25 protein-coding genes and 1 other RNA gene are annotated in these 26860 nt (G+C 65.6%); 6 read left to right on the forward strand and 20 right to left on the reverse strand.

What is annotated here, in order from left to right; all coding sequences use genetic code 11:
- The first annotated feature begins 137 nt into the window (after nt 1–137).
- On the forward strand, nt 138–1049 hold the full coding sequence (locus HWX03_RS11515) for an alpha/beta hydrolase (protein ID WP_175871317.1): 912 nt from the start codon (nt 138–140) through the stop codon (nt 1047–1049).
- Between the two features lie 29 nt (nt 1050–1078).
- Here the strand turns inward: HWX03_RS11515 and HWX03_RS11520 are convergent, their stop codons facing one another.
- Nucleotides 1079–2002, reverse strand: a complete 924-nt coding sequence (locus HWX03_RS11520; RefSeq protein ID WP_175820296.1) for a histone deacetylase family protein — start codon at nt 2000–2002, stop codon at nt 1079–1081.
- Nucleotides 2003–2045: 43 nt separating this feature from the next.
- Here HWX03_RS11520 and mltB point away from each other — a divergent pair, with 43 nt between their 5' ends.
- Complete coding sequence (gene mltB / locus HWX03_RS11525; protein ID WP_175871318.1) at nt 2046–3389, forward strand: lytic murein transglycosylase B; 1344 nt, start codon at nt 2046–2048, stop codon at nt 3387–3389.
- A gap of 85 nt (nt 3390–3474) precedes the next feature.
- On the opposite strand, the gene cysM is transcribed toward mltB, so the two are convergent.
- The 16 genes from cysM to gyrA form a co-directional block, all read right to left on the reverse strand.
- Nucleotides 3475–4377: a cysteine synthase CysM gene (cysM, locus tag HWX03_RS11530; protein ID WP_175820298.1), complete on the reverse strand. Its 903-nt coding sequence runs from the start codon at nt 4375–4377 to the stop codon at nt 3475–3477.
- A gap of 214 nt (nt 4378–4591) precedes the next feature.
- Nucleotides 4592–4939 carry a helix-hairpin-helix domain-containing protein gene (locus HWX03_RS11535; protein ID WP_175871319.1) on the reverse strand — a complete coding sequence of 116 codons (348 nt, stop codon included), beginning with the start codon at nt 4937–4939 and terminating at the stop codon, nt 4592–4594.
- Nucleotides 4940–5013: 74 nt separating this feature from the next.
- On the reverse strand, nt 5014–6006 hold the full coding sequence (rfaD, locus tag HWX03_RS11540; RefSeq protein WP_175871320.1) for an ADP-glyceromanno-heptose 6-epimerase: 993 nt from the start codon (nt 6004–6006) through the stop codon (nt 5014–5016).
- 63 nt (nt 6007–6069) lie between these two features.
- Nucleotides 6070–7020 carry a D-glycero-beta-D-manno-heptose-7-phosphate kinase gene (gene rfaE1 / locus HWX03_RS11545; RefSeq protein ID WP_175871321.1) on the reverse strand — a complete coding sequence of 317 codons (951 nt, stop codon included), beginning with the start codon at nt 7018–7020 and terminating at the stop codon, nt 6070–6072.
- A gap of 7 nt (nt 7021–7027) precedes the next feature.
- Complete coding sequence (locus tag HWX03_RS11550) at nt 7028–8428, reverse strand: UDP-glucose/GDP-mannose dehydrogenase family protein (protein WP_174433090.1); 1401 nt, start codon at nt 8426–8428, stop codon at nt 7028–7030.
- A gap of 90 nt (nt 8429–8518) precedes the next feature.
- Nucleotides 8519–9691 carry a lipopolysaccharide assembly protein LapB gene (gene lapB, locus HWX03_RS11555; protein ID WP_174388310.1) on the reverse strand — a complete coding sequence of 391 codons (1173 nt, stop codon included), beginning with the start codon at nt 9689–9691 and terminating at the stop codon, nt 8519–8521.
- A 53-nt stretch (nt 9692–9744) separates the two neighbouring features.
- Complete coding sequence (locus HWX03_RS11560) at nt 9745–10038, reverse strand: LapA family protein (RefSeq protein WP_012328123.1); 294 nt, start codon at nt 10036–10038, stop codon at nt 9745–9747.
- Nucleotides 10039–10245: 207 nt separating this feature from the next.
- On the reverse strand, nt 10246–10569 hold the full coding sequence (locus HWX03_RS11565) for an integration host factor subunit beta (RefSeq protein WP_006486894.1): 324 nt from the start codon (nt 10567–10569) through the stop codon (nt 10246–10248).
- Between the two features lie 22 nt (nt 10570–10591).
- A complete protein-coding gene (gene rpsA / locus HWX03_RS11570) occupies nt 10592–12322 on the reverse strand; it encodes a 30S ribosomal protein S1 (protein WP_347879285.1) in 1731 nt (576 codons plus the stop codon).
- A gap of 124 nt (nt 12323–12446) precedes the next feature.
- Nucleotides 12447–13133, reverse strand: coding sequence for a (d)CMP kinase (gene cmk, locus HWX03_RS11575; protein WP_166957493.1), 687 nt, complete (start codon nt 13131–13133; stop codon nt 12447–12449).
- Between the two features lie 13 nt (nt 13134–13146).
- Nucleotides 13147–14451 carry a 3-phosphoshikimate 1-carboxyvinyltransferase gene (aroA, locus tag HWX03_RS11580; RefSeq protein WP_089466931.1) on the reverse strand — a complete coding sequence of 435 codons (1305 nt, stop codon included), beginning with the start codon at nt 14449–14451 and terminating at the stop codon, nt 13147–13149.
- 13 nt (nt 14452–14464) lie between these two features.
- Nucleotides 14465–15391 carry a prephenate dehydrogenase/arogenate dehydrogenase family protein gene (locus tag HWX03_RS11585; RefSeq protein ID WP_175871322.1) on the reverse strand — a complete coding sequence of 309 codons (927 nt, stop codon included), beginning with the start codon at nt 15389–15391 and terminating at the stop codon, nt 14465–14467.
- Between the two features lie 186 nt (nt 15392–15577).
- A complete protein-coding gene (gene pheA, locus HWX03_RS11590) occupies nt 15578–16660 on the reverse strand; it encodes a prephenate dehydratase (RefSeq protein ID WP_175871323.1) in 1083 nt (360 codons plus the stop codon).
- Nucleotides 16661–16693: 33 nt separating this feature from the next.
- Nucleotides 16694–17776, reverse strand: a complete 1083-nt coding sequence (gene serC / locus HWX03_RS11595; RefSeq protein ID WP_175871324.1) for a 3-phosphoserine/phosphohydroxythreonine transaminase — start codon at nt 17774–17776, stop codon at nt 16694–16696.
- Between the two features lie 160 nt (nt 17777–17936).
- The gene (locus tag HWX03_RS11600; protein ID WP_006486966.1) at nt 17937–18536 is read right to left on the reverse strand and encodes a DUF2059 domain-containing protein; all 600 of its coding nucleotides are present in this window, start codon (nt 18534–18536) and stop codon (nt 17937–17939) included.
- 83 nt (nt 18537–18619) lie between these two features.
- Nucleotides 18620–21223, reverse strand: coding sequence for a DNA gyrase subunit A (gene gyrA, locus HWX03_RS11605; protein WP_175871325.1), 2604 nt, complete (start codon nt 21221–21223; stop codon nt 18620–18622).
- Nucleotides 21224–21749: 526 nt separating this feature from the next.
- On the opposite strand from gyrA, the gene ompA reads away from it, so the two are divergent.
- The 4 genes from ompA (at nt 21750) to ssrA (ending at nt 24383) form a co-directional block, all read left to right on the forward strand.
- Nucleotides 21750–22418, forward strand: a complete 669-nt coding sequence (ompA, locus tag HWX03_RS11610) for an outer membrane protein OmpA (protein WP_006476579.1) — start codon at nt 21750–21752, stop codon at nt 22416–22418.
- A 152-nt stretch (nt 22419–22570) separates the two neighbouring features.
- The gene (ubiG, locus tag HWX03_RS11615; protein WP_175820306.1) at nt 22571–23269 is read left to right on the forward strand and encodes a bifunctional 2-polyprenyl-6-hydroxyphenol methylase/3-demethylubiquinol 3-O-methyltransferase UbiG; all 699 of its coding nucleotides are present in this window, start codon (nt 22571–22573) and stop codon (nt 23267–23269) included.
- A 13-nt stretch (nt 23270–23282) separates the two neighbouring features.
- Entirely contained in the window at nt 23283–23996 is a 714-nt protein-coding gene (gph, locus tag HWX03_RS11620; protein ID WP_175871326.1) for a phosphoglycolate phosphatase, read from the forward strand.
- 17 nt (nt 23997–24013) lie between these two features.
- Nucleotides 24014–24383: a transfer-messenger RNA gene (ssrA, locus tag HWX03_RS11625) on the forward strand.
- Between the two features lie 269 nt (nt 24384–24652).
- Here the strand turns inward: ssrA and HWX03_RS11630 are convergent.
- From HWX03_RS11630 to HWX03_RS11640, 3 genes are all read right to left on the reverse strand, one after another.
- On the reverse strand, nt 24653–25006 hold the full coding sequence (locus HWX03_RS11630; RefSeq protein ID WP_175871327.1) for a DUF4148 domain-containing protein: 354 nt from the start codon (nt 25004–25006) through the stop codon (nt 24653–24655).
- A gap of 352 nt (nt 25007–25358) precedes the next feature.
- Nucleotides 25359–25628, reverse strand: coding sequence for a hypothetical protein (locus tag HWX03_RS11635; protein ID WP_175871328.1), 270 nt, complete (start codon nt 25626–25628; stop codon nt 25359–25361).
- A 101-nt stretch (nt 25629–25729) separates the two neighbouring features.
- The gene (locus HWX03_RS11640; RefSeq protein WP_175871329.1) at nt 25730–26836 is read right to left on the reverse strand and encodes a substrate-binding domain-containing protein; all 1107 of its coding nucleotides are present in this window, start codon (nt 26834–26836) and stop codon (nt 25730–25732) included.
- Nucleotides 26837–26860 lie beyond the last annotated feature (24 nt).

Raw genomic sequence — 26860 nt, forward strand, 5'->3', positions numbered from 1 at the left:
CAAACCCCTCATTCCCCTTAATAATCGATTTCGATCTTTTCATAACCAGACGAAATTAGAGGAGCGCCGCCTGGCCCGCGCGGAAAGGCCGCGACTATGATCCGAACACACATGCCAACGAACCGGAGACACGCCAGATGAGCGCCACCACCACGCCGGCCGCCGCACCCGCCACCCCCGCCGGATCGGCGCCCGCGCCGCACATGGGCCGGCTGCGTACCGCGGACGGGCTCGAACTGGCGTCGTACCGCTGGCCGGCCGCCGATGGCACCGCGCCGCCGCGCGCGACGATCGCGCTGGTGCACGGCCTCGCCGAACACGCGGGCCGCTATGCCGCGCTCGCCGGCCGGCTGAACGCAGCCGGCATCGACGTGCTTGCGATCGATCTGCGCGGGCATGGCCAGTCGCCCGGCAAACGCGTGTGGGTCGAGCGTTTCGACGGCTACCTGAACGATGCGGATGCGCTGGTCGCCGAAGCCGCGCGCGGCGATGCGCCGCTGTTCCTGATGGGGCACAGCATGGGCGGCGCGGTCGCGGCGCTCTACGCGATCGAACGTGCAGCGGCTCGCGGCCACGCGTTGACGGGCCTCGTGCTGTCGAGCCCGGCGCTTGCGCCCGGACGCGACGTGCCGCGCTGGATGCTCGCGGTCAGCCGCGTCATCAGCCGTGTGTGGCCCACTTTCCCCGCGATCAGGATCGATGCGGCGCTGCTGTCGCGCGATCCGGCCATCGTCGCGGCCAATCGCGCCGACCCGCTCGTGCATCACGACGCCGTGCCCGCACGCACCGGCGCGGAGATTCTCGACGCGATGGCGCGCATCGGGAACGGCCGCGGCGCGCTGCGCGTGCCGGTGCTCGTCTATCACGGCACCGAGGACAAGCTGACCGAACCCGACGGCAGCCGCGCGTTCGGCGCGCGCGTCGGCTCGCCCGATCGTACGCTGACGCTGTACGAAGGCGGCTTCCACGAAACGATGAACGATCTTGAACGCGACCGCGTGATCGACGCGCTGATCGCCTGGATTCACGCGCGCGTGCCCGCGCGCTGAGCGTGCCGGCCCGGCCGGTCAAGCGAGGATCAGATCCCGGCCAGCACGCGCAGGTGCGCGACGACGCTGCGCCCGAGCGCGGACAGGTTGTAGCCGCCCTCGAGGCAGCTGACGATACGGCCCTGCGCATGCCGGCGCGCCACGTCGACGATCTGCGCGGTCAGCCATTCGAAGTCGGCCTCGACGAGGCCGAGATTGCCGATGTCGTCCTCGCGATGCGCATCGAAGCCGGCCGACACGAACAGCATCTGCGGCTTGAACGCGTCGAGGCGCGGCAGCCAGAACATGTCGACGGCTTCGCGGATCGCCATCCCGTTGCTGCGTGCCGGCATCGGCAGGTTGACCATGTTCGGCGCCTGATGATCGGCACCCGAGAACGGGTACAGCGGATGCTGGAAGAAGCTGCACATCAGCACGCGCTCGTCGTTCGCGAACGCCGCCTCGGTGCCATTGCCGTGGTGCACGTCGAAATCGATGATCGCGACACGCTCGATGCCGTGTACATCGAGTGCGTGCCGCGCGGCGATCGCGACGTTGTTGAAGAAGCAGAAGCCCATCGCGCGCGCGGGCTCCGCATGGTGGCCGGGCGGACGGACGCCGCAGAACGCATTCGCATAGCGGCCTTCGATCACCGCATCGGTCGCCGCGATCGCGGCGCCGGCCGCGCGCAGTGCCGCGCGCCACGTATCGCGGTTCATCAACGTATCGGGATCGATCTCGACGTAACCGTCGACCGGCGTCATGCTCCGGATGTAGTCGATGTGCGCCTGCGTATGCACGCGGCCCAGCGCGACCTCGCTCGCAAACGGCGCGGTTTCGTGCACGATCAGGTCGTCGATGCGGCTCGCAATCAGTTGATCCTGGATCGCCGACAGGCGGGCCGGACATTCCGGATGCCATTCCCCCATCTCGTGCAGCATGCAGTCGGGGTGCGTATAGAAAGCGGTTGCCATAAGCTGTCATCCGCGGCGCACGGTGCGTCGCAGGTCTCCCTCAATGATGTCCATCGTCTGCCGCGAATTCGCCGCTAACTTACCACAACGGGGGCCGACATCGGCCCGGCGCGCCGGATGCGTCGGGTATACTGCGCCGAACACAATCGCCCTGTCCGCCCGCTTCGACATGAATTCCAGCAAGCCTGCCGCCCTTCTCTCCGCGCTGTGCCGTGTTCGCGCTCCGCTCGTCGTCGCTGCCATCGCCGCGGCCCTCGGCACCGCGCCTGCCGTCGCGCAGACGCAGCCGGCGAAGCCCGCCGGCACGCTCGTCGCCCAGGCCCAGCCGCAGCAGCCGACATCGCAAGGCCAGACCTTCGAAGAGGAAATCGTTCCACAGCGTTACGCGAACAATGCGAAGGTCGACGCGTTCATCGACGAGATGGTGAGCCGCAACGGCTTCGATTCGGCGAGCCTGCATGCGCTGTTCTCGCGCATCAGCTACTCGGCGACGGCCGTCAAGCTCGTGAGGCCGGCCCCGTCGCCGACGGTCAAGAACTGGCGTGTCTATCGCTCGCGCTTCATCGAGCCGATCCGCATCAACGCGGGCGTGAAGTTCTGGAAGGCGAACCAGGCCACGCTGCAGCGCGCCGCCGAGCAGTTCGGCGTGCCGCCCGAGGTAATCGTCGGCATCATCGGCGTCGAGACCATCTATGGCCGCTACATGGGCAATTTCCGCGTGCTCGACGCGCTGACGACGCTCACGTTCGACTACCCGGACACGCCGAATCGCGACAGCCGCCAGGCCACGTTCCGCAAGAACCTCGAAGACTTCCTGGTCTGGACCCGCGACAACCAGCTCGACCCGACCACCGTGCTCGGTTCGTACACCGGCGCGATCGGGATTCCGCAGTTCCTGCCGAGCAGCATCCGCGAATATGCGGTCGACTTCGACGGCACGGGCCACGTCGATCTGCGCAGCAGTCCTGTCGATGCGATCGGCAGCGTCGCGAACTACCTGAAGCAGCACGGCTGGGAAACCGACCGCCCGGTGGTCTGGCAGATCACGCCCGACACGGGCAGCCTGGGCATCGCACAGGCCGCCGCCGACGGCCAGCCCGAACCGCACTGGGCGCTGTCGCAACTGCTGCGCGCGGGCATGACGCTGAACGAGCCGACGGTCAACATCACGACCGAAGCGGGCACGCCGGTGACGGTGGTCGACCTGCCGACGCCGGGGCGTGCGACCGAATACATGCTCGGCCTGAAGAACTTCTATGTGCTGACGCGCTACAACCGCAGTTTCTTCTACGCACTCACCGTGTACCAGCTCGGCGAGGCCGTGAAAGCGCAGATGGAGGCCACTGGCGCGCTGCAGCCCGCCGCCGACGACGCGCAGCCGCAGTAAGCACTGGCCACCCAAAGAAAAAGCGCCGCAGTTCACAGAACGCGGCGCTTTTTTTATCGATGCGCGAATCGCGCACCCCGCTCGCTCAGGCGGGAAACACGCCCGTGGACAGGTAGCGGTCGCCACGATCGCAGATGATGAACACGATCGTCGCGTTCTCGACCTGGCGCGCGATGCGCATCGCGACTTCGCATGCGCCGCCCGACGAAATGCCCGCGAAGATGCCTTCGACCGCCGCGAGCCGGCGCGTCATCGTTTCCGACGCAGCCTGACTCACGCTCTCAACGCGGTCGACGCGGCTGCGATCGAAGATGGTCGGCATGTACGCTTCCGGCCACTTGCGGATGCCCGGAATACGCGAGCCGTCTTCCGGCTGCGCACCGACGATCTCGATCGCCGGATTCTGTTCCTTCAGGTAGCGCGACGTGCCCATGATCGTGCCCGTCGTGCCCATGGCGGACACGAAGTGCGTGATGCGCCCGTCGGTGTCGCGCCAGATCTCCGGCCCCGTTCCTTCGTAGTGCGCGACGGGATTGTCGGGGTTGCCGAACTGGTCGAGGATCACGCCCTTGCCTTCGCGCTGCATCTGCTCCGCGAGGTCGCGCGCCAGTTCCATCCCGCCCTTCACCGGCGTCAGGATGATTTCGGCGCCGTAGGCCGCCATGCTCTGGCGGCGCTCGACCGACAGATCCTCCGGCATGATCAGCACCATCTTGTAGCCGCGGATCGCCGCGGCCATCGCGAGCGCGATGCCCGTGTTGCCGCTCGTCGCCTCGATCAGCGTATCGCCCGGCTTGATGCGACCGCGCGCCTCGGCCTTGCTGATCATCGACAGCGCCGGGCGATCCTTCACGGAACCGGCCGGATTGTTGCCCTCGAGCTTCGCGAGCACCACGTTGTTGCGAGCGCGAATCTCGTCGTCCGGCAGGCGGACCAGTTGCACGAGCGGCGTATTGCCGATCGTGTCTTCGATAGTTTTGTAAGCCATGGATATACCGTGAGTACGAGGCCGATCAATCGATCGATTGTAAACCAGCACCGGCACGCGCGCCGGCAACCCCATTGCGACGAAGGAATACGCGTGCCGCGCGGTTCGCGTTTCGCCGCGCACGCGGCCCCACGCAAAAAACCCGCGGCATGCCGCGGGAAGCCGTCGCAACGACGGCGGCTGAAGGAGCCCTTTGCCGGGTACGCGCGGCCCGTTATTTCTGCGCGGTGCGGGCCGGTGCGGCGGCCGGCTTCGCTGCCGCCGGCTTGCCCGCGGCCGACGGCGTCGTGCCCGCGCCCGCCGCGGCACCGATCGTCAGCCCTTCCTGCTGCAGCCGCTCGACGGTGTGCCCGCCCATGCCCTTCACGCGCGTGGCGAGATCGTCCGCATTCCTGAACGGACCGCGTGCGCCGCGCTCGTCGAGAATCGCCTTCGCCCGCGCCGGGCCGATGCCCTTGATGCCGACGAGCGCATCCTCGTTCGCGGTGTTGACGTCGACGGCCGCCCAGGCCGACGCCACTGCGCCGAGCATGACCGCTGCGGCAAACCATTTCCTGATCATGTGCTGGATCTCCGAAGAAAAACGGCCGGCGGCTGCCGACCGTGAGACCCAGTCTATCGATGCAACTCGCCGGTTTAAACCTGGCCGGATAGCCAACGCACGTAGCGGTCGACGCCTTCCTGCACGGTCAGGAACGGTGCGTCGTAGCCGGCCGCGCGCAGTTTCGTCTGGTCGGCCTGCGTGAAGCACTGGTACTTGCCGCGCAGCGCATCGGGGAACGGCACATATTCGATCAACCCCTGCTCGACCTGCTGCGCGAGCGTCAGCGGCGGCTGGTTGTCGAGCGCGCGCAGCGTGTTCACGACCGTCGATGCGATATCGTTGAACGGTTGCGCCCGGCCCGTGCCGAGATTGAAGATGCCCGACTTCTCCGGATGATCGAAGAAGAACAGGTTCACCTTGGTCACGTCCTCGACCGATACGAAATCGCGCGTCTGCTCGCCCGGCGCATAACCGTTGTACTCGCCGAACAGCTTCACCTTGCCTTCCGCGCGGAACTGGTTGAAGTTGTGGAACGCGACCGACGCCATGCGGCCCTTGTGCGTCTCGCGCGGGCCGTACACGTTGAAATACCGGAAGCCCGCGATCTGGCTCTTCGCGCTCGGCAGCACGCGACGGATCACCTGGTCGAACAGGAACTTCGAATAGCCGTACACGTTCAGCGGCGCCTCGACGTCGCGCTCCTCGACGAAACGCGTCGAGCCGCCGTAGATCGCGGCCGACGATGCATACAGGAACTGCGTGCCCTGCGCGAGGCAGGTATCGAGCACCGCGCGGCTGTAGCGGAAATTGTTGTCCATCATGTAGCGGCCGTCGGTTTCCATCGTGTCCGAACAGGCGCCTTCATGAAATACCGCGCGTGCCTTGCCGAAATCGCCGCGCGCGAAGCGTTCGACGAATTCGGTCTTGTCGAGATAGTCGTCGATCTCGCAGTCGACGAGATTGCGGAACTTGTCCGCGCGCGTCAGGTTGTCGACAGCGATGATGCGCGTCTCGCCGCGCTCGTTGAGCGCCTTGACGATGTTCGCGCCGATAAAACCGGCTGCGCCGGTGACGATGAGGGTCATGATCGTCCTGCCTGAAAAGTGCGAGCCACCCGTGCGGCGCGCTCGTCGCGCCGCCGAATGCACTCAGTGAAACAGTTCGTCGTAGTCCACCGTGGCCGTGCCGAGCTTGCCGACCACGATGCCTGCCGCGCGATTCGCGAGCACCACGGCGTCGACGAGCGGCACACCGGCGCCGAGCATCGTCGCGACCGTCGCGATCACGGTGTCGCCCGCGCCCGACACGTCGAACACTTCGCGCGCCAGCGCCGGCGCATGCAGTTCGCCGCCCGCGGAAAAGAGCGTCATGCCCTCTTCCGAACGCGTGAGCAGCAACGCGTCGATGTCGAGCTCCGCACGCAGATTCGCGACGCGCGCGCGCAGGTCGTCTTCCGATTTCCACTGCCCGACCACCTCGCGCAGTTCCGCGCGATTCGGCGTGATCAGCGATGCGCCGCGATAGCGTGCCCAGTCGTCGCCCTTCGGGTCGACCAGCACCGCCTTGCCGGCCGCACGCGCCTTCTCGATCATCGTCGTGACGTGCGTGAGGCCGCCTTTTGCATAATCCGACATCAGCACGACATCGTGCTGCGGCAGCAGCGCATCGAAGCGCGCGAGCCCCGCGAGCAGCACCTCGTGCGTCGGCATCGCCTCGAAGTCGACGCGCAGCAGTTGCTGCTGGCGCGCGAGCACGCGCAGCTTGATCGTGGTCGGCAAGGCCGGATCGCGCTCGAGATGCGGCGTCACGCCGCTGCTGCCGAGCAGCTCGACGATCCGCTCGCCGGGCTCGTCGCAACCGACGACGCACAGCAGCCCGGCCTGGCCGCCGAGCGTCACGGCATTGCGCGCGACGTTGGCCGCACCGCCGAGCCGCTCCTCCTGACGCTGCACGTGCACGACCGGCACCGGCGCTTCAGGCGAAATGCGATCGACGTTGCCGAACCAGTAGCGGTCGAGCATCACGTCGCCGACGACGAGCACACGCGAGCGCGCGAGTTGCTCGCGCGGCACCGGAACGATTTCGCGAAGAGTATTCATCGTACGTTCAGCCACGGGAGAACGACTGGGGATCGACGTACGGCCGGCCGATCGCGTAGTAGTCGATGCCCAGTTCGGCCATCGCGTCCGGCTCGTACAGGTTGCGCCCGTCGAAGATCACCGGCGCCTTCAGTTCGGCCTTCAGGCGCGTGAAATCGGGGCTGCGGAATTCCTTCCACTCGGTGACGATCACGAGTGCGTCCGCGCCCGTGACCGCGACGTCCTGCGTGTCGACGAGATGCAGCCGCGCCAGCGCGTCCGCATCGTCGCCGAAATCCAGCGCGAACACGCGCCGCGCTTCGTCGACGGCGACCGGATCGTAAGCGCGCACGGTCGCCCCGCGTTCGAGCAGCGCGGCGATCAGGCGGCGGCTCGGCGCCTCGCGCATGTCGTCGGTGTTCGGCTTGAACGCGAGGCCCCACACCGCGAATTCGCGGCCCGTCAGGTCGGCGCCGAAGCGCTGCTCGATCTTGCCGATCAGCACGTCCTTCTGCGCATGGTTGGCGGCCTCGACGGCCTCCAGGATGCGCAGCGGCTGGCCGTTCTCGCCCGCGGTGCGGATCAGCGCCTGCACGTCCTTCGGGAAGCACGAGCCGCCGTAGCCGACGCCGGCATACAGGAAGTGATAGCCGATGCGCGGATCGGAGCCGATCCCGCGGCGCACGGCCTCGATGTCGGCGCCGACCTTGTCGGCGAGATTCGACATCTCGTTCATGAACGAGATGCGCGTCGCGAGCATCGCGTTCGCCGCATACTTCGCGAACTCGGCCGAACGCACGTCCATGTAGATCGTGCGCTCGTGGTTGCGGTTGAACGGCGCGTAGAGCTTCTTCATCTTCTCGCGCGCGATCGTGCCGGTTTCGTCGTCGTCGACGCCGATGATGATCCGGTCCGGGCGCATGAAGTCCTCGACCGCGGCGCCTTCCTTCAGGAATTCCGGGTTCGACACGACCGAGAAGCGATGCGCGACGCTGCCCGCGAGCCCGCGTGCAGCAAGCGCCTCGTCGACCACGCCGCACACGCGCCGCGCGGTGCCGACCGGCACCGTCGACTTGTCGACGATCACCTTGAAGCCCGTCATGTGGCGGCCGATGTTGCGCGCGGCCTCGAGCACGTACTGCAGGTCGGCCGAGCCGTCCTCGTCGGGCGGCGTGCCGACCGCGATGAACTGGATCTCGCCATGCGCGACGCTCGCCTCGATGTCGGTCGAGAAGCGCAGGCGCCCCGCCGTGCGGTTGCGCGCGATGATGTCCAGCAGCCCCGGTTCGTGAATCGGCATCCCGCCGTTGTTCAGGATGTCGATCTTGCGCGGATCGACGTCGAGACAGAAGACGTCGTGACCGATCTCCGCGAGGCAGGCGCCCGTGACGAGGCCCACATAGCCGGTGCCGATGATGGTGATTTTCATAGATGTTCCGGTACTTCCCGGTAATTGACTAACTTGGCCGCCGGGACGAGTCCGGCGGCAACCGCAGCGCGTTGGCTCCGCGTGCCGGGATCAGCCCGGCATCGCAGGTTCGACGCGGCGCGGCGCATAGGTTTCCCAGCCGCTGCATCCGGGGCACTGCCAGTAGAAGAGCCGTGCCCGGAAACCGCAATTCTGGCACGTATACCGTGGCAGATTTTTCGTGCGCTGCTTGATCAGCGCACGCATCATTTCAAGTTCCTTACGACGCGGTTCCTCGGCCGCCGCGATCTGCGCATCGAGCAGGTGCAGCATCCCCGACAGGTTCGGCGACTTTTCCATCTGCGTCCGCGCGAGCGTGTGCGCCGAATCCTGGCCGCGCAACCCGGCGATATGCTGATAGGCGATGTCGAGCAGGTCGTTCGACGGATAACGATCGACGTAGCCCATCAGCAACTCGGCGCCTTCGACGTTCTTGCCGAGCGCGACGTACGCCTTCATCAGCTTGTCGGCGACGAGCGGCAGATACGCCGGGTTCTGCGCTTCGACGCGCTTCCAGTGCTCGATCGCGGCCGCGTGGTCGCCCGCCGCTTCCGCCGCGTCGCCGGACAGGATCGTCGCACGGACGTTCTGCGGATTCACGGTCAGCGCAAGGCGCAACTGTTCGGCCGCTGCGTCGGCATGCTTGCGCTGCAGCGCGTCCTGCGCGAGTTCACAGTGAAACTGCGCAATTTCGGTGCCGAGCGGCTTGTCGCTCATCGACTCGATGCGTTTCGCCGTATCGATCGACTTGTTCCAGTCCTTCTCGATCTCGTAGATCGTCAGCAGCGCCCGCTGTGCGCCGAGCGCGTAGTCGCCGTCCGCGAGCTTGTGGAACGCCTCTTCCGCGCGATCGAGCAAGCCGGCTTTCAGGAAATCCTGGCCCAGTTCGTACAGCGCGTGGTCGCGCTCGTTGACCGGCAGGTCGGTGCGGCTCAGCAGGTTCTGGTGCACGCGGATCGCGCGGTCGGTCTCGCCGCGACGGCGAAACAGGTTGCCGAGCGCGAAGTGCAGCTCGACCGTTTCGGGATCGAGCTTGGCCACCTCGATGAACGCATCGATCGCCTTGTCGGGTTGTTCGTTCAACAGAAAATTCAGGCCGCGAAAATACGAGCGCGGCAGGTTGGCACTCTCCGACAGGAGATTCTTCAGGTCATAGCGTGACGCCGCCCAACCGAGCGCGAAAGCGACCGGAATCGCGAGCAACCACCAGAAATCCAGATCCATGCGAAATATCGAAGCAGAGACGAAAACCGCGCGATGATCGCGCGGCGTCCGGGTTAAATGACGGGCGGCATCGGCGGCTGGTCGATGACGGCAGGCGTTTCGCGCGCCGCACGCAGATCGCGCTTCAAACGCCCGTTCTCGAGACGCAGGCGGAAGATCGAAGGCAGCGCGGACAGCAGGCCGGCCAGCAGCCCCACGGCGAAGAATGCCAGGCCGATCAGGATCAGCGGCGCTTGCCATGCGTAGCCGGCAACGAAATTCAGCGTCGCGGTTTGTGTATTGGCCAGCGCAAGCACCAGCAGCAGGACGAACACCAATACCCGGATCAGCCAGACGATAAACTTCATGAAGCCCTCTCTTTGTTGAGGTTTGCCGCGGCGCGCGACTCCCCTGCGTCGCACCGAATCGACCCGTATTGTAAAGGAAGCGTTTCCGCGGCTGCGCACATCCTGTGCGCGGCGTCGCGCGTCGACTGCCGGAAATGAAAAAAGCGCCCGCAAGGGGCGCTTTTCTTTTCAGCCTTCGCCGGACAGGTTCCGGGCACCGAACGACGCTCAACGCTCGTCGTCCGGATCGTCAGCCTTCAGCGGTTCACCGGCGCGGCCGTCGACGCGTTCACGCAATTCCTTGCCTGGTTTGAAGTGCGGCACGAACTTCTCGGGCACCTGCACTTTCTCCCCCGACTTCGGGTTGCGTCCGACGCGCGCCGGGCGACGATTGAGGCCAAAGCTGCCGAAACCCCGAATTTCAATGCGGTGCCCTTTCGCCAGGGCGTCGGACATCGCATCGAGCATCGTTTTCACCGCGAAATCCGCATCCTTGAGGACAAGTTGCGGAAATCGCGATGCCAGCTGCGCGACCAACTCGGATTTGGTCATACTTCAGCAGACCTCGTAAGGCTTACTGGTTCTGGCCGTCGAGCTTCGCCTTCAGCAGCGCGCCGAGGTTGGTCGTACCGGTCGCAGCAGCGCTGGAGTCCGACTGCAGGCCGCGGATCGCTTCCTGTTGTTCGGCCGAATCCTTCGCCTTGATCGACAGGTTGATGCCGCGCGACTTGCGATCGATGTTGATCACCATCGCGTTGACCTTGTCGCCTTCCTTCAGCACGTTGCGTGCGTCTTCGACGCGATCCTGTGCGATTTCCGATGCACGCAGGTAGCCTTCGATGTCGCCCGTCAGCGTGACGACCGCACCCTTCGCATCGACCGACTTCACGACGCCGTCGACGATCGAGCCCTTGTCGTTCATTGCAACGTAGTTGCTGAACGGGTCGCCTTCGAGTTGCTTGATGCCGAGCGAAATACGCTCCTTCTCGACGTCGATACCGAGCACGATTGCTTCGACTTCGTCGCCCTTCTTGTACTTGCGAACGGCTTCTTCGCCGGTTTCGCTCCACGACAGGTCCGACAGGTGGACCAGGCCGTCGATGCCGCCCGGCAGACCGATGAACACGCCGAAGTCGGTGATCGACTTGATTGCGCCCGTGATCTTGTCGCCCTTCTTGAAGTTGCGGCTGAAGTCATCCCACGGATTCGGCTTGCACTGCTTCATGCCGAGGCTGATACGACGACGGTCTTCGTCGATCTCGAGGACCATGACTTCGACTTCGTCGCCCAGCTGGACAACCTTCGACGGCGCGACGTTCTTGTTGGTCCAGTCCATTTCCGACACGTGGACGAGGCCTTCGATGCCCGATTCCACTTCGACGAATGCGCCGTAGTCGGTGATGTTCGTGACCTTGCCGAACAGGCGCGTGCCCGACGGGTAACGGCGCGAGATGCCTTCCCACGGATCGTCGCCCAGTTGCTTGATGCCCAGCGAGACGCGGTTCTTCTCTTGGTCGAACTTGAGGATCTTCGCGGTGACTTCCTGGCCAACCGACAGGACTTCGCTCGGGTGACGCACACGACGCCATGCGATGTCGGTGATGTGCAGCAGGCCGTCGATGCCGCCGAGGTCGACGAACGCGCCGTAATCGGTGATGTTCTTGACCACGCCGTTGACGATCGCGCCTTCCTTCAGCGTCTCGAGCAGCTTCGCGCGCTCTTCGCCTTGGGTTGCTTCGATCACTGCGCGACGCGACAGCACGACGTTGTTACGCTTGCGATCGAGCTTGATCACGCGGAACTCGAGCGTCTTGCCTTCGTACGGGGTCGTGTCCTTGACCGGACGCGTGTCGACCAGCGAACCCGGCAGGAACGCGCGGATGCCGTTGACCATCACGGTCATGCCGCCCTTCACCTTGCCGGTGATCGTGCCGGTGACGAGCTCGTTGTTGTCGAGCGCCTTTTCCAGCGACAGCCACGATGCAAGGCGCTTCGCCTTGTCGCGCGACAGGATCGTGTCGCCGTAGCCGTTTTCGAGTGCGTCGATCGCGACGGACACGAAATCGCCCGACTGCACCTCAACCTCGCCCTGATCGTTCAGGAATTCCTCGATCGGAATGTAAGCCTCGGACTTCAGGCCTGCATTGACGACCACGAAGTTGTGGTCGACGCGCACGACTTCGGCGGAAATCACTTCGCCGGCGCGCATGTCTTGGCGGGTCAGCGACTCTTCGAACAGAGCCGCAAAGGATTCGGTATTCGGGGTAGAGGTTTGCAGGTCGGACATAAAAATCTGATTGTGCATGGCTCGCTGTGCCACGCCGGCCGGAATGGCAGGCTGAAAGGGCCAGATCGAGGACCACACGGGGTTAAGGGTTCGAAACACGCTCCGCGCTTGCGACGCGGAGCACCTACCGCTGCCCGCCTTCTCAGGCGGGCTGGCCGAGCGCCCGGTACCACTGCAGCACTTGATCGACGGCTTCATCGACCGAAAGTGCCGACGTATCGAGCAGCTCGGCATCTGCCGCAGGCTTCAGCGGCGCGGCTGCGCGATTGCTGTCGCGCGCATCACGTTCACGAAGATCCCGGAGCAAGTCATCTATATTAGCAGAAAAACCTTTTTGCATCAATTGCTTATGCCGTCTGGTCGCGCGTGCCTCGGCGCTGGCCGTCAGGAACACCTTCAGCACGGCGTCCGGGAAGATCACGGTGCCCATGTCGCGCCCGTCGGCGACGAGGCCCGGCGTCTTGCGGAACGCGCGCTGGCGCGCGACGAGCGCGGTGCGCACGGGGCCATGCACGGCAATGGCGGACGCGCGGTTGCCGACCGCTTCGGCACGAATGTCGTTCGACACGTCGACGCCGTCGAGCTGCGCGCAACCTTCACGGAACGTGATGTGCAGATCGTCGATCAGCTTCACCAGCGCGTCGATGTCTTCCGCGGCGATGCCGTAGCGCACGCTCGCGAGCGCGGCGAGCCGGTACAGCGCACCGCTGTCGAGCAGGTGGAAGCCAAGGTGCGCGGCGACGAGCGCCGCGACGGTGCCCTTGCCGGAAGCGGTCGGGCCGTCGATCGTGATGACGGGAGTCGGGTGAAAGGGTCGGGTCGATTTCATCGGAACAGTCAGGTCAGGCTTTGGCGAGCGCGGCGAAGCGGTCGAAATAGTCGGGGAACGTCTTGCCGACGCACTTCGGATCGTTGATCCGCACGGGCACGCCGCCCAGGCTGACGAGCGAGAAGCACATCGCCATCCGATGATCGTCGTACGTATCGATCGCCGCGTTCGGCGTGAGCTTTTCCGGCGGCGTGACGACGAGATAGTCGGGGCCTTCCTCGACGATCGCGCCGACCTTGCGCAGCTCGGTCGCCATCGCGGCGATGCGGTCCGTCTCCTTCACGCGCCAGCTCGCGATGTTGCGCAGCGTGCTCGTGCCGTTCGCGAACAGCGCCGCGACCGCGATGGTCATCGCCGCGTCGGGAATCAGGTTGAAGTCCATGTCGATCGGCTCGAGCTTGCCGTGATCGTGGCCGATGCCGCGCACGTCGATCCAGTCGTCGCCCATCGTCACGTTCGCGCCCATCTGCATCAGCGCATTCGCGAAGCCGACGTCGCCCTGGATGCTCGCCCGCCCCACGCCCTCGACCCGCAGCGGGCCGCCGCCGAGCGCGCCGGCCGCGAGGAAGTACGACGCGGACGACGCATCGCCCTCGACCATGATCCGCCCCGGCGAGCGGTAGCGGACGCCGGCCGGCACCACGAAGCGCTGCCAGCCGTCGCGCTCGACGGTCACGCCGAAGCGCGCCATCAGCCGGATCGTGATGTCGATGTACGGCTTCGAGATCAGCTCGCCGTCGACTTCGACGACGGTCCTGCCGTCCTTCGCCTTCACGAGCGGCAGCGTCATCAGGAGCGCGGTGAGGAACTGGCTCGACACGTCGCCGCGCACGCGGATCGGCGCATCGACCGAAATCGTCGCGGGCTTGATCCGCAGCGGCGGGTAGCCTTCGTTCAGCTCGTAGTCGATCTGCGCGCCGATCTGGCGCAAGCCGTCGACGAGATCGCCGATCGGCCGCTCGTGCATGCGCGGCACGCCGTGCACGCGATAGTCGCCGCCGTTCACCGCGAGCGCCGCGGTCAGCGGCCGAACGGCCGTGCCCGCGTTGCCGAGGAACAGGTCGGCCGTCTTCGCGGTGAACGCGCCGCGCGTGCCGGCGACGACACAGGTGTCGCCGTCGCGCGCGAGCTTCACGCCGAGCTTGCCGAGTGCGTCGAGCATCACGCGCGTGTCGTCGGAGTCGAGCAGGTTGGTGATCGTCGTTTCACCTTCGGCGAGCGCCGCGAGCAGCAGCACGCGGTTCGAAATGCTCTTCGAGCCGGGCAGGCGCACGGTGCCCGATGCGCTGGAGTACGGGCCGAGATCGAGGTAGTCCATGGGAATCGTCCTGTTATTTCTTGACCGGTTCGGCAGCGGGCGTGCCGCCGCGTTCCTGCCATGCGTTGCGCGCGGCGCGCGAGCGCGTGAAGACGGCTTCGAGCGCCGCGCCGTCGCCGGCGTCGATCGCCGCGCGCAGCCGCGTGAGCACGCGCGTGTAGCCGTCGAGTTCGTCGAGCAGCGCCGCGCGGTTCGCGACGCACACGTCGCGCCACATTTCCGGGTTCGACGCGGCGATGCGCGTGAAATCGCGAAAACCGCCGGCCGCATACGAGAATTTCAGTTCCGCGTCGACCTCGCCGAGAATCTGCTCGACGAGCGCGAACGACAGCACGTGCGGCAGATGGCTGATCGACGCAAAGACGCGATCGTGTTGTTCGGTGCTCATCGTGCGCACGTCGGCGCCGGTCGCGCGCCACATCGCGTCGATCCGGGCCACCGCTTCGGGCGCGTTCTCCGGCAGCGGGCACAGCACGACGTTGCGGCCGACGTAGAGATCCGGCAACGCGGCCTCGACGCCGCTCGACTCGCGCCCGGCGATCGGATGACCCGGCACGAACTGCGCGATCCGCGCGCCGAGCGCGTCGCGCGCAGCCGCGACGACATCGGACTTGGTGCTGCCCGCATCGGTGACGATCGTCGCGCCGTCGAGCCATGGCGCAATGCGCGCGAGCAACGGGCCCGTCTGCGCGACGGGCGCGGCGAGCAAGACGAGATCGGCGCCGGCAAGGGCGCCGCGCAACTGCGCGTCGTCGTCGAGCGCCGCCGCGCGGTCGATCACGCCGAGCGACAGCGCACGCTCGACCGACGCGCGCGAACGGCCCACGCCGACGATCTCGCCCGCGCCGCCCGGCGCGCGCTCGCGCAGCGCGCGGGCCAGCGATCCGCCGATCAGGCCGACGCCGAAGATGACCAGTTTGTTGAATGCAAAGCCTGACACGACAAGAGCCAAGTTACGCGCGCGAAACGACGCCCCGCACGCGGAATTCCAGATTCCGGGCAACGGGCCCGCACCCGGCGCAACCTGCGCCGGATACTGCCCGAACCCGCCTTCGGCAGCGCCGACCGGCCTGCCCTGCCCGCCCGGTCGCCACGCCTGCGCAAGCAGGCGCTGGACCGCCGCGCGTCAGCGTGCGCGCGGATACGAACCGAGTATCTTCAGGAACGCGGCCTTCTGGCCGAGTTCCGCCAGCGCGGCCGCCACCGCCGCATCGTCGCGGTGCCCTTCGATGTCGATGTAGAAGTAGTACTCCCACGTGCCGACGCGCGCCGGACGCGACTCGAAGCGCGTCATCGACACGCCGTGCCGCGCGAGCGGCTCGAGCAGCTTGAACACGGCGCCCGGCTCGTTCTTCACCGACACGATCAGCGACGTCTGGTCGTGACCGCTCTGGCCGGCCAGCTGCTTGCCGACGATCACGAAGCGCGTGCGGTTGTGCGGATCGTCCTGGATCAGCGAAAACGCGATCTGCAATCCATAGTGTGCGGCCGCGCGGTCGCCCGCGATCGCAGCGACGGTCGGATCGGCCGCCGCGAGGCGCGCGGCCTCCGCGTTGCTCGCCATGGCTTGACGCTCGAGCTGCGGCGCATTCGCCGCGAGCCACTGCTGACATTGCGCGAGTGCCTGCGCATGCGCGCAGACACGCTTCACGCCGTCGAGCGTGCCGCCCTGCGTGAGCAGGTTGTGATGGATGGGCAGCGCAAGCTCGCCGCTGATCACCAGCTGGGTCTGCAGCAGCAGGTCGAGCGTGCGCGATACGGCGCCTTCGGTCGAATTCTCGACCGGCGCGATGCCGAACGCGGACGCACCGGCCTCGACCGAGCGGAACACCTCGTCGATCGACGGGCACGGCAGCCCTTCGATCGACTGGCCGAAATACTCGAGCATCGCCTGTTCGCTATACGTGCCGACCGGCCCGAGGAACGCGACGTGGATCGTCTGCTCGAGCGCGCGGCTCGCCGCCATGATCTCGCGCCAGATGGCGCTGATGTGCTCGCTCGCGAGCGGCCCGGCGCTCATGTCCTGCAGCCGCGTGATCACCTGCAGCTCGCGCTCCGGCCGGAACACCGGCGCGTTGAAATGCTTCTTGACCTCGCCCACCTCCAGCGCCACCGCGGCGCGCTGGTTCAGGAGCGCGATCAGCTGCGCGTCGATCGCGTCGATGCGGTCGCGCAGCGGTTTCAGGCGGGAATTCAGTTCGTCGTCCATGCGTTTTGCCGTGCTGTTTGAACAACGCCGCCGTCAGGCGCCGCGCTGCTCGAAGTCCTTCATGTACTCGACGAGCGCCTTCACGCCGTCGAGCGGCACCGCGTTGTAGATCGACGCCCGCATGCCGCCGACGGACTTGTGGCCCTTCAGCTGCAGCAGCCCGCGCGCCTTTGCGCCGGCAAGGAAGTCTTCGTTGCGCGTTTCGTCGGCCAGGAAAAACGGCACGTTCATCCGCGAACGTGCTGCCGGCTCGACCTTGTTCAGATAGAAACTGCTCGCGTCGATCGTGTCGTAGAGCAGCTTCGATTTTTCGATATTGCGGGCCTCGATCGCTTCGAGCCCGCCCTGCCGCTTCAGCCACTGGAACACGAGACCCGCGATGTAGATCGCGTAGGTAGGCGGCGTGTTGTACAGCGAGTTGTTCTCGGCAATGGTTTTCCATTCGAACGCGGACGGGCAGATCGACAGCGCGCGATCGAGCAGATCCTCGCGCACGATCACGACCGTCACGCCGGCCATCCCGATGTTCTTCTGCGCGCCGCCGAACAGCACGCCGTACTTCGCGACGTCCATCGGGCGCGACAGGATGTGCGACGAGACATCGGCGACGAGCGGCACGTCGCCGAGATCGGGGATCTCGAACGTCTCGACGCCGTCGATCGTCTCGTTGGTGCACAGATGCACGTAGGCCGGATCGTCCGACAACTGCCACTCGGCACGCGTGGGCGCACGCGTGAAGCCGTCCTCCGTCTTGCCGCTCGCGGCCAGATGCGGCGTGCCGTATTTCTTCGCCTCATTGAACGACTTCTGCGACCACGAACCCGTCACGACGAAGTCGGCCGTCTTGCGCGAGCCGAGCAGGTTCATCGGCACGATCGCGTTCTCGGCAATGCCGCCGCCCTGCAGGAACAGGATCCGGTGGCTGGCCGGCACGCCGAGCAGGTCGCGCAGGTCGGTGAGCGCCGCCTCGTGAATCGACATGAACTCCTTGCCGCGATGGCTCATCTCCATCACGCTCATGCCGCTGCCGTGCCAGTCGAGCATTTCGTCGGCGGCCTGCCGCAACACTTCCTCGGGCATCGCCGCGGGGCCGGCGGAGAAATTAAAGACGCGCATCGTGAAAACCTCGGAAGGGACGCGACCGGCTTGCCGCCGGCAGAAAGAACCGCGCCAGAAAAGAAATGGCCGCTTGCGCTCGCGCGCAAACGGCCATTATCGCACTGTCGTCAGGCTCCCGCCAAACCCGGCCGAACGGCCGGGGGCGCGCCCGGACAGCTTACTTGCCCGGCTTGACTGCTGCGACTTCCTTGTCAGCCTGCGTACGCGTTGCCTGGATCGCTTGCGGCATGTACTTCTGCATCAGGCCGTTGACCACGTCGCGACCGACCTGATCCTGAACCTGGATGAACTTGCGGCCCGTCGGGCTCTTGTAGAACGTCGTCAGATCCTTGATCTCCGACGTGCTGTAGTACTTCGCGTAGGCGTCGTACTGAGCCGACATCGCGTCGCTCTGGAACTGTTGCGTGCCGAACACCTTGCCTGCGCCGTCAACCAGCTTCGGCACCGCGTTCTTCTGCAGCGTCGGAACGGCAGCCTGCTTCTGCTTGTCGTTCAGCGTCTTGTTTTCCGACAGCGCGTCCGACAGGATGGCCGGCACGAGCTGCTTGGCCTGCATTTCGGCGCTGTTGCCGATTGCCGACACGAGCTTCGGCGCGTCGATCGCGTCGAGCAGATCCTTGATCGCTGCCTTCTTGTCGGCGTCGATCGGCGCAGCTGCCGCCGGAGCAGCCGGTGCGGAATTCGACAGCGCCTGCGCCATCGCGAACGTCGGCACCAGTGCAGCCAGCAGAACCAGTTGCTTGAATTGCTTTTGCATCATCACTCCCTTTTGGAAATATGAATGGTTGCTCGCCGGCCGCGGCGCTTTTCGCCCGCGGCGGCTAGAGTCTCATCCGTTCTTCAGGCTTCGCCGTCCGACGCCTCGTCGGCCTCGCCCTCTCCCTCTTCGGCCTCCGCAATCTGCTGCAGGCCAGAGAGCTTGGTACCCTCATCGAGACTGATGAGTGTAACACCTTGCGTGGCGCGCCCCATCTCGCGTATCTCGGAAACACGGGTGCGAATCAACACGCCGGCCGTCGTGATCAGCATGATCTGATCCTCGGGGTCGACGAGCGTGGCGGCTACGACCTTGCCGTTGCGCTCGGACGTCTGGATCGCGATCATGCCCTTCGTGCCGCGGCCATGGCGCGTGTACTCGGTGATCGGCGTGCGCTTGCCGTAGCCGTTTTCGGTGGCGGTGAGCACGGTCTGCTCCTCGCTGCCCGCGACCAGCAGCGCGATGACCTGCTGCCCGTCCTCGAGCTGCATGCCGCGCACGCCGCGCGCCTCGCGCCCCATCGGGCGCACGTCGTTCTCGTCGAAACGCACGGCCTTGCCGGAGTCCGAGAACAGCATCACGTCGTGCGCACCGTCGGTGATCGACGCGCCGATCAGGTAGTCGCCGTCGTCGAGACCGACCGCGATGATGCCCTTCTTCATCGGGCGGCTGAATGCTTCGAGCGGCGTCTTCTTCACGGTGCCGAGCGACGTCGCCATGAAGATGAACTTGTCGGCCGAGAATTCCTTGACCGGCAGCACGACGTTGATCTTCTCGCCTTCCTGCAGCGGGAACATGTTGACGATCGGGCGGCCGCGCGAGTTGCGCGAACCCTGCGGCACTTCATAGACCTTGACCCAGTACACGCGGCCGCGGTTCGAGAAGCACAGGATGTAGTCGTGCGTGTTCGCGATGAAGAGCGTCTCGATCCAGTCGTCTTCCTTCATCTGCGTCGCCTGCTTGCCACGGCCGCCGCGCTTCTGCGCGCGGTACTCGGACAACGGCTGCGACTTCACGTAGCCCGCGTGCGACATCGTGACGACCATGTCCTGCGGCGTGATCAGATCCTCGGTGTTCAGCTCGGTCGCGTTCAGCTCGATCTTCGAGCGGCGCGCGTCGCCGAATTCGGCCTTCACCGACGTCAGCTCCTCGCCGATCATCGTCGTGATCCGCTCGGGGCGGGCAAGGATGTCCAGCAGGTCGGCGATCTGCGCCATCACTTCGCGGTACTCGCCGATGATCTTGTCCTGCTCGAGACCGGTCAGGCGTTGCAGACGCATCTGCAGGATTTCCTGCGCCTGGGTGTCGGACAGGCGATACAGCCCGTCGGTCTGCATCCCGAACGCCGGATTCAGGCCTTCCGGACGGTACGCGGAGCGGCCGCCTGCCGCCGCGTTCTCGGATTCGGCGCGCGTCAGCATGTCGCGCACGAGCGACGAATCCCACGGCTTCGCCATCAGTTCCTGCTTCGCGATCGGCGGCGTCGGCGCGGCCTTGATGATCGCGATGAACTCGTCGATGCTCGCGAGCGCGACCGCGAGACCTTCGAGCACGTGGCCGCGTTCGCGGGCCTTGCGCAGTTCGTAGATCGTGCGGCGCGTCAGCACTTCGCGTCGATGCGACAGGAAGCACTGCAGGATTTCCTTCAGGTTCAGCAGCTTCGGCTGGCCGTCGACCAGCGCGACCATGTTCATGCCGAACGTGTCCTGAAGCTGCGTCGCCTTGTACAGGTTGTTGAGCACCACTTCCGGCACTTCGCCGCGCTTGAGCTCGATCACGACGCGCATGCCGCTCTTGTCGGACTCGTCGCGAATGTCGGAGATGCCTTCGAGCTTCTTCTCGTTGACGAGCTCGGCGATGCGCTCGAGCAGCGAGCGCTTGTTCACCTGGTACGGCAGCTCGTCGACGATGATCGCCATCCGCTGGCCGCGGTCGATCTCCTCGAAGTGCGTGGCCGCGCGCATCACGACGCGGCCGCGCCCGGTGCGGTAGCCGTCGCGCACGCCGGCGACGCCGTAGATGATGCCGGCCGTCGGGAAGTCCGGCGCCGGGATGATCTCGATCAGCTCGTCGATCGTCGCTTCCGGGTTGCCCAGCAGATGCTGGCACGCGTCGACGACTTCGTTCAGGTTGTGCGGCGGGATGTTGGTCGCCATGCCGACCGCGATGCCCGACGAGCCATTGATCAGCAGGTTCGGAATGCGCGACGGCAGGACCGACGGCTGCGTTTCGTTGCCGTCGTAGTTCGGCTCGAAATCGACCGTTTCCTTGTCGATGTCGGCGAGCAGCTCGTGACCGATCTTCGCCATGCGAATTTCGGTGTAACGCATCGCCGCGGCATTGTCGCCGTCGATCGAGCCGAAGTTGCCCTGCCCGTCGATCAGCATGTAGCGCAGCGAGAAGTCCTGCGCCATCCGCACGATCGTGTCGTAGACCGCAGTATCGCCGTGAGGGTGATATTTACCGATCACGTCACCGACGATACGCGCCGATTTCTTGTACGCGCGGTTCCAGTCGTTGTTCAGTTCGTGCATCGCGAACAATACGCGCCGGTGCACGGGCTTCAGGCCATCGCGGACATCCGGAAGGGCACGTCCGACGATCACGCTCATCGCGTAATCGAGATACGAACGGCGCATTTCCTCCTCTAGGGAGGTGGGCAGGGTCTCTTTGGCGAATTGATCCATGTATCCGTATCGTTTCGGAGCGAAGACGGCGAACGCCTTTCGCGTGGGCGCTGCATGCGCAACGCAACGCGAGATTCTAACATGCGCCCATCAGCCGCCAATCCGCCTCCCCCACTATATGTAAACAGCAAAAATCGCGGCAGCGGCGAATCGGCCGAAATCGCGCGCGACTCGACGTCGCACGCGATCGCCTCCGCCGTGTTTCATGCGCGCGAGTAACCAACGGCATGCAATCGCGCAATTTCGCCGCCACACTCTTGACAATCTCTAAAAGTTACGGCAGGTCGGTGTTGCGCATGCACCACAAAGTTGAAGCGATCTTGGGGTGGGGAGGATTTTTTTTCGTAGGAAGGGAACGATATGGCAAAATGCCAACGCACTGGAAGTTAGACGCTGCTCGAAGTCTACACAGAGCGGTGCCGCGTTTTTGTGCCGCACCAATGTTATACTTCGAGCAATGTATGACTTGTCACCGTCAACAGGCTCGCAGTAAACCTGCGGTAATCTCAATTTCGAGAGGAGAAATATGAATAAACTTTCAAAGCTCGCGTTCATTGCAGCTACCGCAGTTATGGCTGCATCCGCTTCGGCACAGTCGGTGCCGGCGTCGCGTCAAGCCGTCAATGACAACTGGGTGAACGGCACGGGCGAATGGGTGTGGATGAACGGCACGAACGAGCTCTGCTGGCGCGATGCGTTCTGGACGCCGGCCACCGCCAACGCGAAGTGCGATGGCGCACTGGTCGCCCAGGCACCGCAGCCGCCGGTCGCTCCGGTCGCTCCGGCCATCACGAGCCAGAAGATCACGTATCAAGCTGACGCACTGTTCGACTTCGACAAGGCAACGCTCAAGCCGCTGGGCAAGCAAAAGCTGGACGAACTGGCTTCGAAGATCGAAGGCATGAACACGGAAGTGGTCGTCGCAACGGGCTACACGGACCGCATCGGTTCGGACAAGTACAACGACCGTCTGTCGCTGCGCCGTGCGCAAGCCGTGAAGTCGTACCTGGTCAGCAAGGGTGTGCCGGCCAACAAGATCTACACGGAAGGCAAGGGCAAGCGCAACCCGGTTACGACTGGCTGCAACCAGAAGAACCGCAAGCAACTCATCGCCTGCCTCGCACCGGATCGCCGCGTGGAAGTCGAAGTGGTTGGTACGCAGCAAGTGCAGAAGACGACCGTTCCGGCAAACTAAGCCGCGGTTTTCGACTGCTTCAAAGCCCCGCTCCGGCGGGGCTTTTTCATTGACGCCCGTCCAGGCGCTCGCTGGCCTCGTCGTCCGCCCGCTTATATACTCGGGGCTGACGCACCGACGCACCGCCCTCCTCTCGTAGCCCGTTTGCCGACATGACCAACGCCGATCCGCACGAACTCCAGAAATTCAGCGACCTCGCCCACCGGTGGTGGGATCCGAATGCCGAATTCAAACCGTTGCACGACCTGAACCCGGTCCGGCTCGGCTGGATCGACGCGCATGCGCACCTGGCCGGCAAGCGTGTGCTCGACATCGGCTGCGGCGGCGGCATCCTGTCCGAATCGATGGCCGGGCTCGGCGCGCAGGTGAAAGGCATCGACCTGTCGACCGAAGCGCTCGGCGTTGCCGATCTGCACAGCCTCGAAAGCGGCATTTCGGTCGAATACGAGGCGATCGCCGCCGAAGCGATCGCCGCACGCGAACCGGGCACCTACGACGTCGTCACGTGCATGGAGATGCTCGAGCACGTGCCGTCACCCGGCGATATCGTGGCCGCGTGCGCGACGCTCGTGAAGCCGGGCGGCTGGGTGTTCTTCTCGACGCTGAACCGCAACCTGAAGTCCTACCTGTTCGCGGTGATCGGCGCGGAATACATCGCACAAATGCTGCCGAAGGGCACGCACGATTACGCGCGCTTCATCCGCCCGTCGGAACTGGCCGGCTTCGTGCGGGCGACGGATCTGCACATCGCCGAGATCAAGGGCATCACGTATCACCCGATCGGCAAGCGCTTCGCGCTGTCGAACGACACCGACATCAACTATCTCGTCGCGTGCCGCCGCGGCGCGTGACCTTCCAACCGGCATGACGACTCCCCTTTCGACCGCGCGGATCGCAGACGAACCGCGCCTGCTGCACTGCGATGCGGTCCTGTTCGATCTGGACGGCACGCTCGCCGACACGGCGCCCGATCTCGCGGCAGCCGTCAACAAGATGCAGCGCGGACGCGGCCTGCCCGAAACGTCGCTCGACGTATTGCGGCCGCTGGCCTCGGCCGGCGCGCGCGGCCTGCTCGGCGGCGCGTTCGGCATCGATCCGCACACGCCTGGCTACGAAGCGATGCGCGACGAGTTCCTGGCCAACTACGCGGCCGACCTCTGCGTGCATACGACGCTGTTCCCCGGCATCGGCGACGTGCTCGACGAACTCGATGCGCGCGGCGTGCGCTGGGGCATCGTCACGAACAAGGCGATGCGGCTCACGGCACCGCTCGTCGAGCTGCTCGGTCTCGCGCCGCGCGCCGCCTGCGTCGTCGGGGGCGACACAACGCCGCACTCGAAGCCGCATCCGGCCCCGCTGCTGCATGCGGCCGACCAGTTGACGCTCGCGCCCGCGCGCATCGTCTACGTCGGCGACGACCTGCGCGACATTCAGGCCGGCAGCGCCGCCGGCATGGCCACCGTGGCAGCCGCGTACGGCTATTGCGGCGATGGCGTTGCGCCGGCCGACTGGCAGGCCCAGCACCTCGTCGACACGACGCAGGAACTGCGGGACCTGCTGCGCGATGTTGGGCTATAATGCTTGATCTTATCCGCGGGGGCGACCTGGTTTCGACAGGGGTTGTGAAGCGGCTAGGGCATGTCGAGGACCCGTCACCTCGTTAATCAATGGGAAAATCGTAACTGCAAACGACGATACGTTCGCACTGGCAGCCTAACGGCCGCCGTCCTCTGCCTAGTTCACTGACGGGCTAGTGTCGCAAGACCGGTAGCAATACCGCCAGAGGTCATTTACGTCAGTTAAGCCCTGTCGGCGTCGCGACGCCAGGGTCGAAAATTTAGCGAATCGCCGTAGTGCAGCGTGTTCGTCCGCGTCGCTGCGGTTAAATCAAAAGACTGGACTAAACATGTAGAACTAGTCGTGGAGCGCTTCTGGACGCGGGTTCGATTCCCGCCGCCTCCACCAAATTCCGCGCTCGTCGCACGAACCCCGCATGACGCAAGTCTGCGGGGTTTTTTGTTGCCGGCGAAACGCCCACCCGACGCCTTCCGAAAAAGCGCCCAGCCCGGATGGGCCGGGCGGAATGCCGCCGATGTTCGGCGGCAGGAGGTGACGGATGTTCTGCCGCGCCCGCGCCATCATCGGCTGCGCCGGGCGGCGGCCGGCCCGGTGGTCAGGCGTCGGGCGCGACGCAGCGCAGCACCCGTGCCCGCCCATACCGGGCAATGTGCGGCTTAGCTGCCGCGATACAGCGACTTCATTTCTTCCGCGCTAGCCGGGCGCACGCCCATTGCACGCGAACCCGCCGCCGATGCGCCCTGTGCCTGCGCACCGTAGCCGCTGGCGTCGGCACCTTGAGCTTGCGCCAGCGCACTGCGCTGCTGCTCCGCGATACGGGCCGTTGCGGCCTGGATCGCTTCCGGATAATGCGGATCTTCGCCGCGGGCGGAGTTGTAACCGGCCCGCTGGAGTTGAACCAGTTCGGCGCGGACCTGCGCACGGGTGATCGTCGAACCCGACTGCGCGAACGACACGACCGGAGCAACGAGAGCGGCAGCAACGACAACGGCTTGAACGAGCGACTTCATGATGACCTACCTCCAGATTTGTCTGATTCGGCGGTGAACACCTTGATCAGCGCCGACAAACTGAAGTTTATGTAGGTGGATGCTTAAGAATAAGGCAGGTTTCAGGAAGTCACCCTTCCTGATTTACGGGTTAACCCTAGATTCCGTTGGAGCGGCAATGCGGGCGAATCGCCGCTTCGTCCGTCCCCGCATTGCGCGAAGAGCCGCCGAAAAGCACGAGCCCCGCGAAGCGGCAGCTTCGCGGGGCTCGAATGGAGCGGGATCGGGCGGAACGTCTGCAGCCGTCTGTCAGTCGATCAACCCGCTGCGCAGAAGACAGCGCCCGCTCGGGCGCAGACACACCGCCTGCGCGTTACCGGGTATCCAGCGGGCACTTCAGGTTGCAGCCGTTCGGGTCGCCCAGGTCACCCTTGCGGCGCAATGCCGACTTCTTGCCGCTCTGGTATTTCTCCGACGGCGTCGACGCCGCGAACGGCATCTGCGGATGTTCGTTCAGGCGGAACTGTTCGCTCAGGATGCCGCCGGGCACACCCGGGGAATTCTGCGCGAACGCAAACGGCGAAGCGACGACCAGCAGCCCCGCGGTCAACGCTGCCGCGGCAAGGGGAACGGAAAATTTCATGGCGGGATGACGCCTGAACGGCGTGCTTGTTGGAACGTTGATCAAGCGGCAAGCGTAGCGCAAATCCCCCGCTGCTGCAGCGCGGCTCGATCGCGTCTTCGTTACCGGGAATTGCCGTCTGGTCCGCTCGCATCGTCGCTGCCGGCCAGCCCGGTCGCGATGCGCTCCAGCGCGCCGCACGCGGCCGGATCGTAGCCGTCGAGATGCGCGACGCGCTCGACGAACCGTGCGTCGCGCAGCAGCGCCAGCACATCGGCGAGCGGCCGCACATCGAGCCGTGCGCGTTCGCATGCGAAGTAATAGTCCTCGTCGACGACAGGGATGAAGTCGAGCCCGAAGTGACGGGCGGCCGGCTCGACGCCGAAACCGAGATCGGCCATGCCGCTCGCGACGAACGCCGCGATCGCCGAATGGGTGAGTTCGGCCGACGCATAGCCGTCGATGCGCTCCGGATCGATGCCGATCGCGCGCAACGCGAGATCGAGCAGCATGCGCGTGCCCGACCCCGGCTGGCGGTTGACGAAGCGGATGTCGTTGCGTGCCAGATCCGCCAGCCCGCGCACCTGCTTCGGGTTGCCGCGCGGGACGAACAATCCCTGCTGGCGGCGCGTCAGGTGGATCAGCACGTGGCGCGTGTCGTCGAGCCAGGGCCGGTAGATCTGCGCGCACTGCGCGCGAAACGCGCCGCGCGGCAAATGGAAGCCGGCGAGGTCGCATTCGCCACGCGCGAGCGCCTGCACGGCCTCGACGCTCTCGCGATACTTGATGTCGACGGCCGCCTGCGCATCGACGAGCGCGGAGACGAGCGTCGCGACCGCGTACCCGTGCGACGCATGAATGCGCACGGCGCCGTCGCGCTGCGCGAGCCGCCGGTTCAGCTCGCTGGCCACCTCGGCCGCCAGCGTGCGCAGGTTCCCGTCGAGGCGGCTGCGCGCCAGGCGCTGCGCATCGACGACCGCCTGCCCGAGCGCCGACAACGTCGAACCCTTGCCGCGTGCGGTTTCGATCAATTCCCCGCCGATGCACGACTCCAGCGCGCGCAGCATGCCCCACGCGTGCCGGTACGACAGCCCCTTGGCTTGCGCGGCCTGCGCGATGCTGCCCGTATCGGCCACGAGCTCCAGCAGCGGAGCGACGTCGGTCAGACTGGCCGACCGGCCTTCGGTGTCGCGTACGGTCAGATAGGCGTCGCATTCGACTCGAATCAATTATGCACTCCGATTTCCTATTGC

This window comes from Burkholderia sp. BCC0397 (assembly GCF_902832865.1).
Taxonomy (GTDB): domain Bacteria; phylum Pseudomonadota; class Gammaproteobacteria; order Burkholderiales; family Burkholderiaceae; genus Burkholderia.

Excerpts from the sequence above, each read along its gene's own strand:
- HWX03_RS11515 (WP_175871317.1), top strand. The coding sequence starts at position 138 with ATGAGCGCCACCACCACGCCGGCCGCCGCACCCGCCACCCCCGCCGGA.
- HWX03_RS11520 (WP_175820296.1), bottom strand. The coding sequence starts at position 2,002 with ATGGCAACCGCTTTCTATACGCACCCCGACTGCATGCTGCACGAGATG.
- mltB (WP_175871318.1), top strand. The coding sequence starts at position 2,046 with ATGATGTCCATCGTCTGCCGCGAATTCGCCGCTAACTTACCACAACGG.
- cysM (WP_175820298.1), bottom strand. The coding sequence starts at position 4,377 with ATGGCTTACAAAACTATCGAAGACACGATCGGCAATACGCCGCTCGTG.
- HWX03_RS11535 (WP_175871319.1), bottom strand. The coding sequence starts at position 4,939 with ATGATCAGGAAATGGTTTGCCGCAGCGGTCATGCTCGGCGCAGTGGCG.
- rfaD (WP_175871320.1), bottom strand. The coding sequence starts at position 6,006 with ATGACCCTCATCGTCACCGGCGCAGCCGGTTTTATCGGCGCGAACATC.
- rfaE1 (WP_175871321.1), bottom strand. The coding sequence starts at position 7,020 with ATGAATACTCTTCGCGAAATCGTTCCGGTGCCGCGCGAGCAACTCGCG.
- HWX03_RS11550 (WP_174433090.1), bottom strand. The coding sequence starts at position 8,428 with ATGAAAATCACCATCATCGGCACCGGCTATGTGGGCCTCGTCACGGGC.
- lapB (WP_174388310.1), bottom strand. The coding sequence starts at position 9,691 with ATGGATCTGGATTTCTGGTGGTTGCTCGCGATTCCGGTCGCTTTCGCG.
- HWX03_RS11560 (WP_012328123.1), bottom strand. The coding sequence starts at position 10,038 with ATGAAGTTTATCGTCTGGCTGATCCGGGTATTGGTGTTCGTCCTGCTG.
- HWX03_RS11565 (WP_006486894.1), bottom strand. The coding sequence starts at position 10,569 with ATGACCAAATCCGAGTTGGTCGCGCAGCTGGCATCGCGATTTCCGCAA.
- rpsA (WP_347879285.1), bottom strand. The coding sequence starts at position 12,322 with ATGCACAATCAGATTTTTATGTCCGACCTGCAAACCTCTACCCCGAAT.
- cmk (WP_166957493.1), bottom strand. The coding sequence starts at position 13,133 with ATGAAATCGACCCGACCCTTTCACCCGACTCCCGTCATCACGATCGAC.
- aroA (WP_089466931.1), bottom strand. The coding sequence starts at position 14,451 with ATGGACTACCTCGATCTCGGCCCGTACTCCAGCGCATCGGGCACCGTG.
- pheA (WP_175871323.1), bottom strand. The coding sequence starts at position 16,660 with ATGGACGACGAACTGAATTCCCGCCTGAAACCGCTGCGCGACCGCATC.
- serC (WP_175871324.1), bottom strand. The coding sequence starts at position 17,776 with ATGCGCGTCTTTAATTTCTCCGCCGGCCCCGCGGCGATGCCCGAGGAA.
- HWX03_RS11600 (WP_006486966.1), bottom strand. The coding sequence starts at position 18,536 with ATGCAAAAGCAATTCAAGCAACTGGTTCTGCTGGCTGCACTGGTGCCG.
- gyrA (WP_175871325.1), bottom strand. The coding sequence starts at position 21,223 with ATGGATCAATTCGCCAAAGAGACCCTGCCCACCTCCCTAGAGGAGGAA.
- ompA (WP_006476579.1), top strand. The coding sequence starts at position 21,750 with ATGAATAAACTTTCAAAGCTCGCGTTCATTGCAGCTACCGCAGTTATG.
- ubiG (WP_175820306.1), top strand. The coding sequence starts at position 22,571 with ATGACCAACGCCGATCCGCACGAACTCCAGAAATTCAGCGACCTCGCC.
- gph (WP_175871326.1), top strand. The coding sequence starts at position 23,283 with ATGACGACTCCCCTTTCGACCGCGCGGATCGCAGACGAACCGCGCCTG.
- HWX03_RS11630 (WP_175871327.1), bottom strand. The coding sequence starts at position 25,006 with ATGAAGTCGCTCGTTCAAGCCGTTGTCGTTGCTGCCGCTCTCGTTGCT.
- HWX03_RS11635 (WP_175871328.1), bottom strand. The coding sequence starts at position 25,628 with ATGAAATTTTCCGTTCCCCTTGCCGCGGCAGCGTTGACCGCGGGGCTG.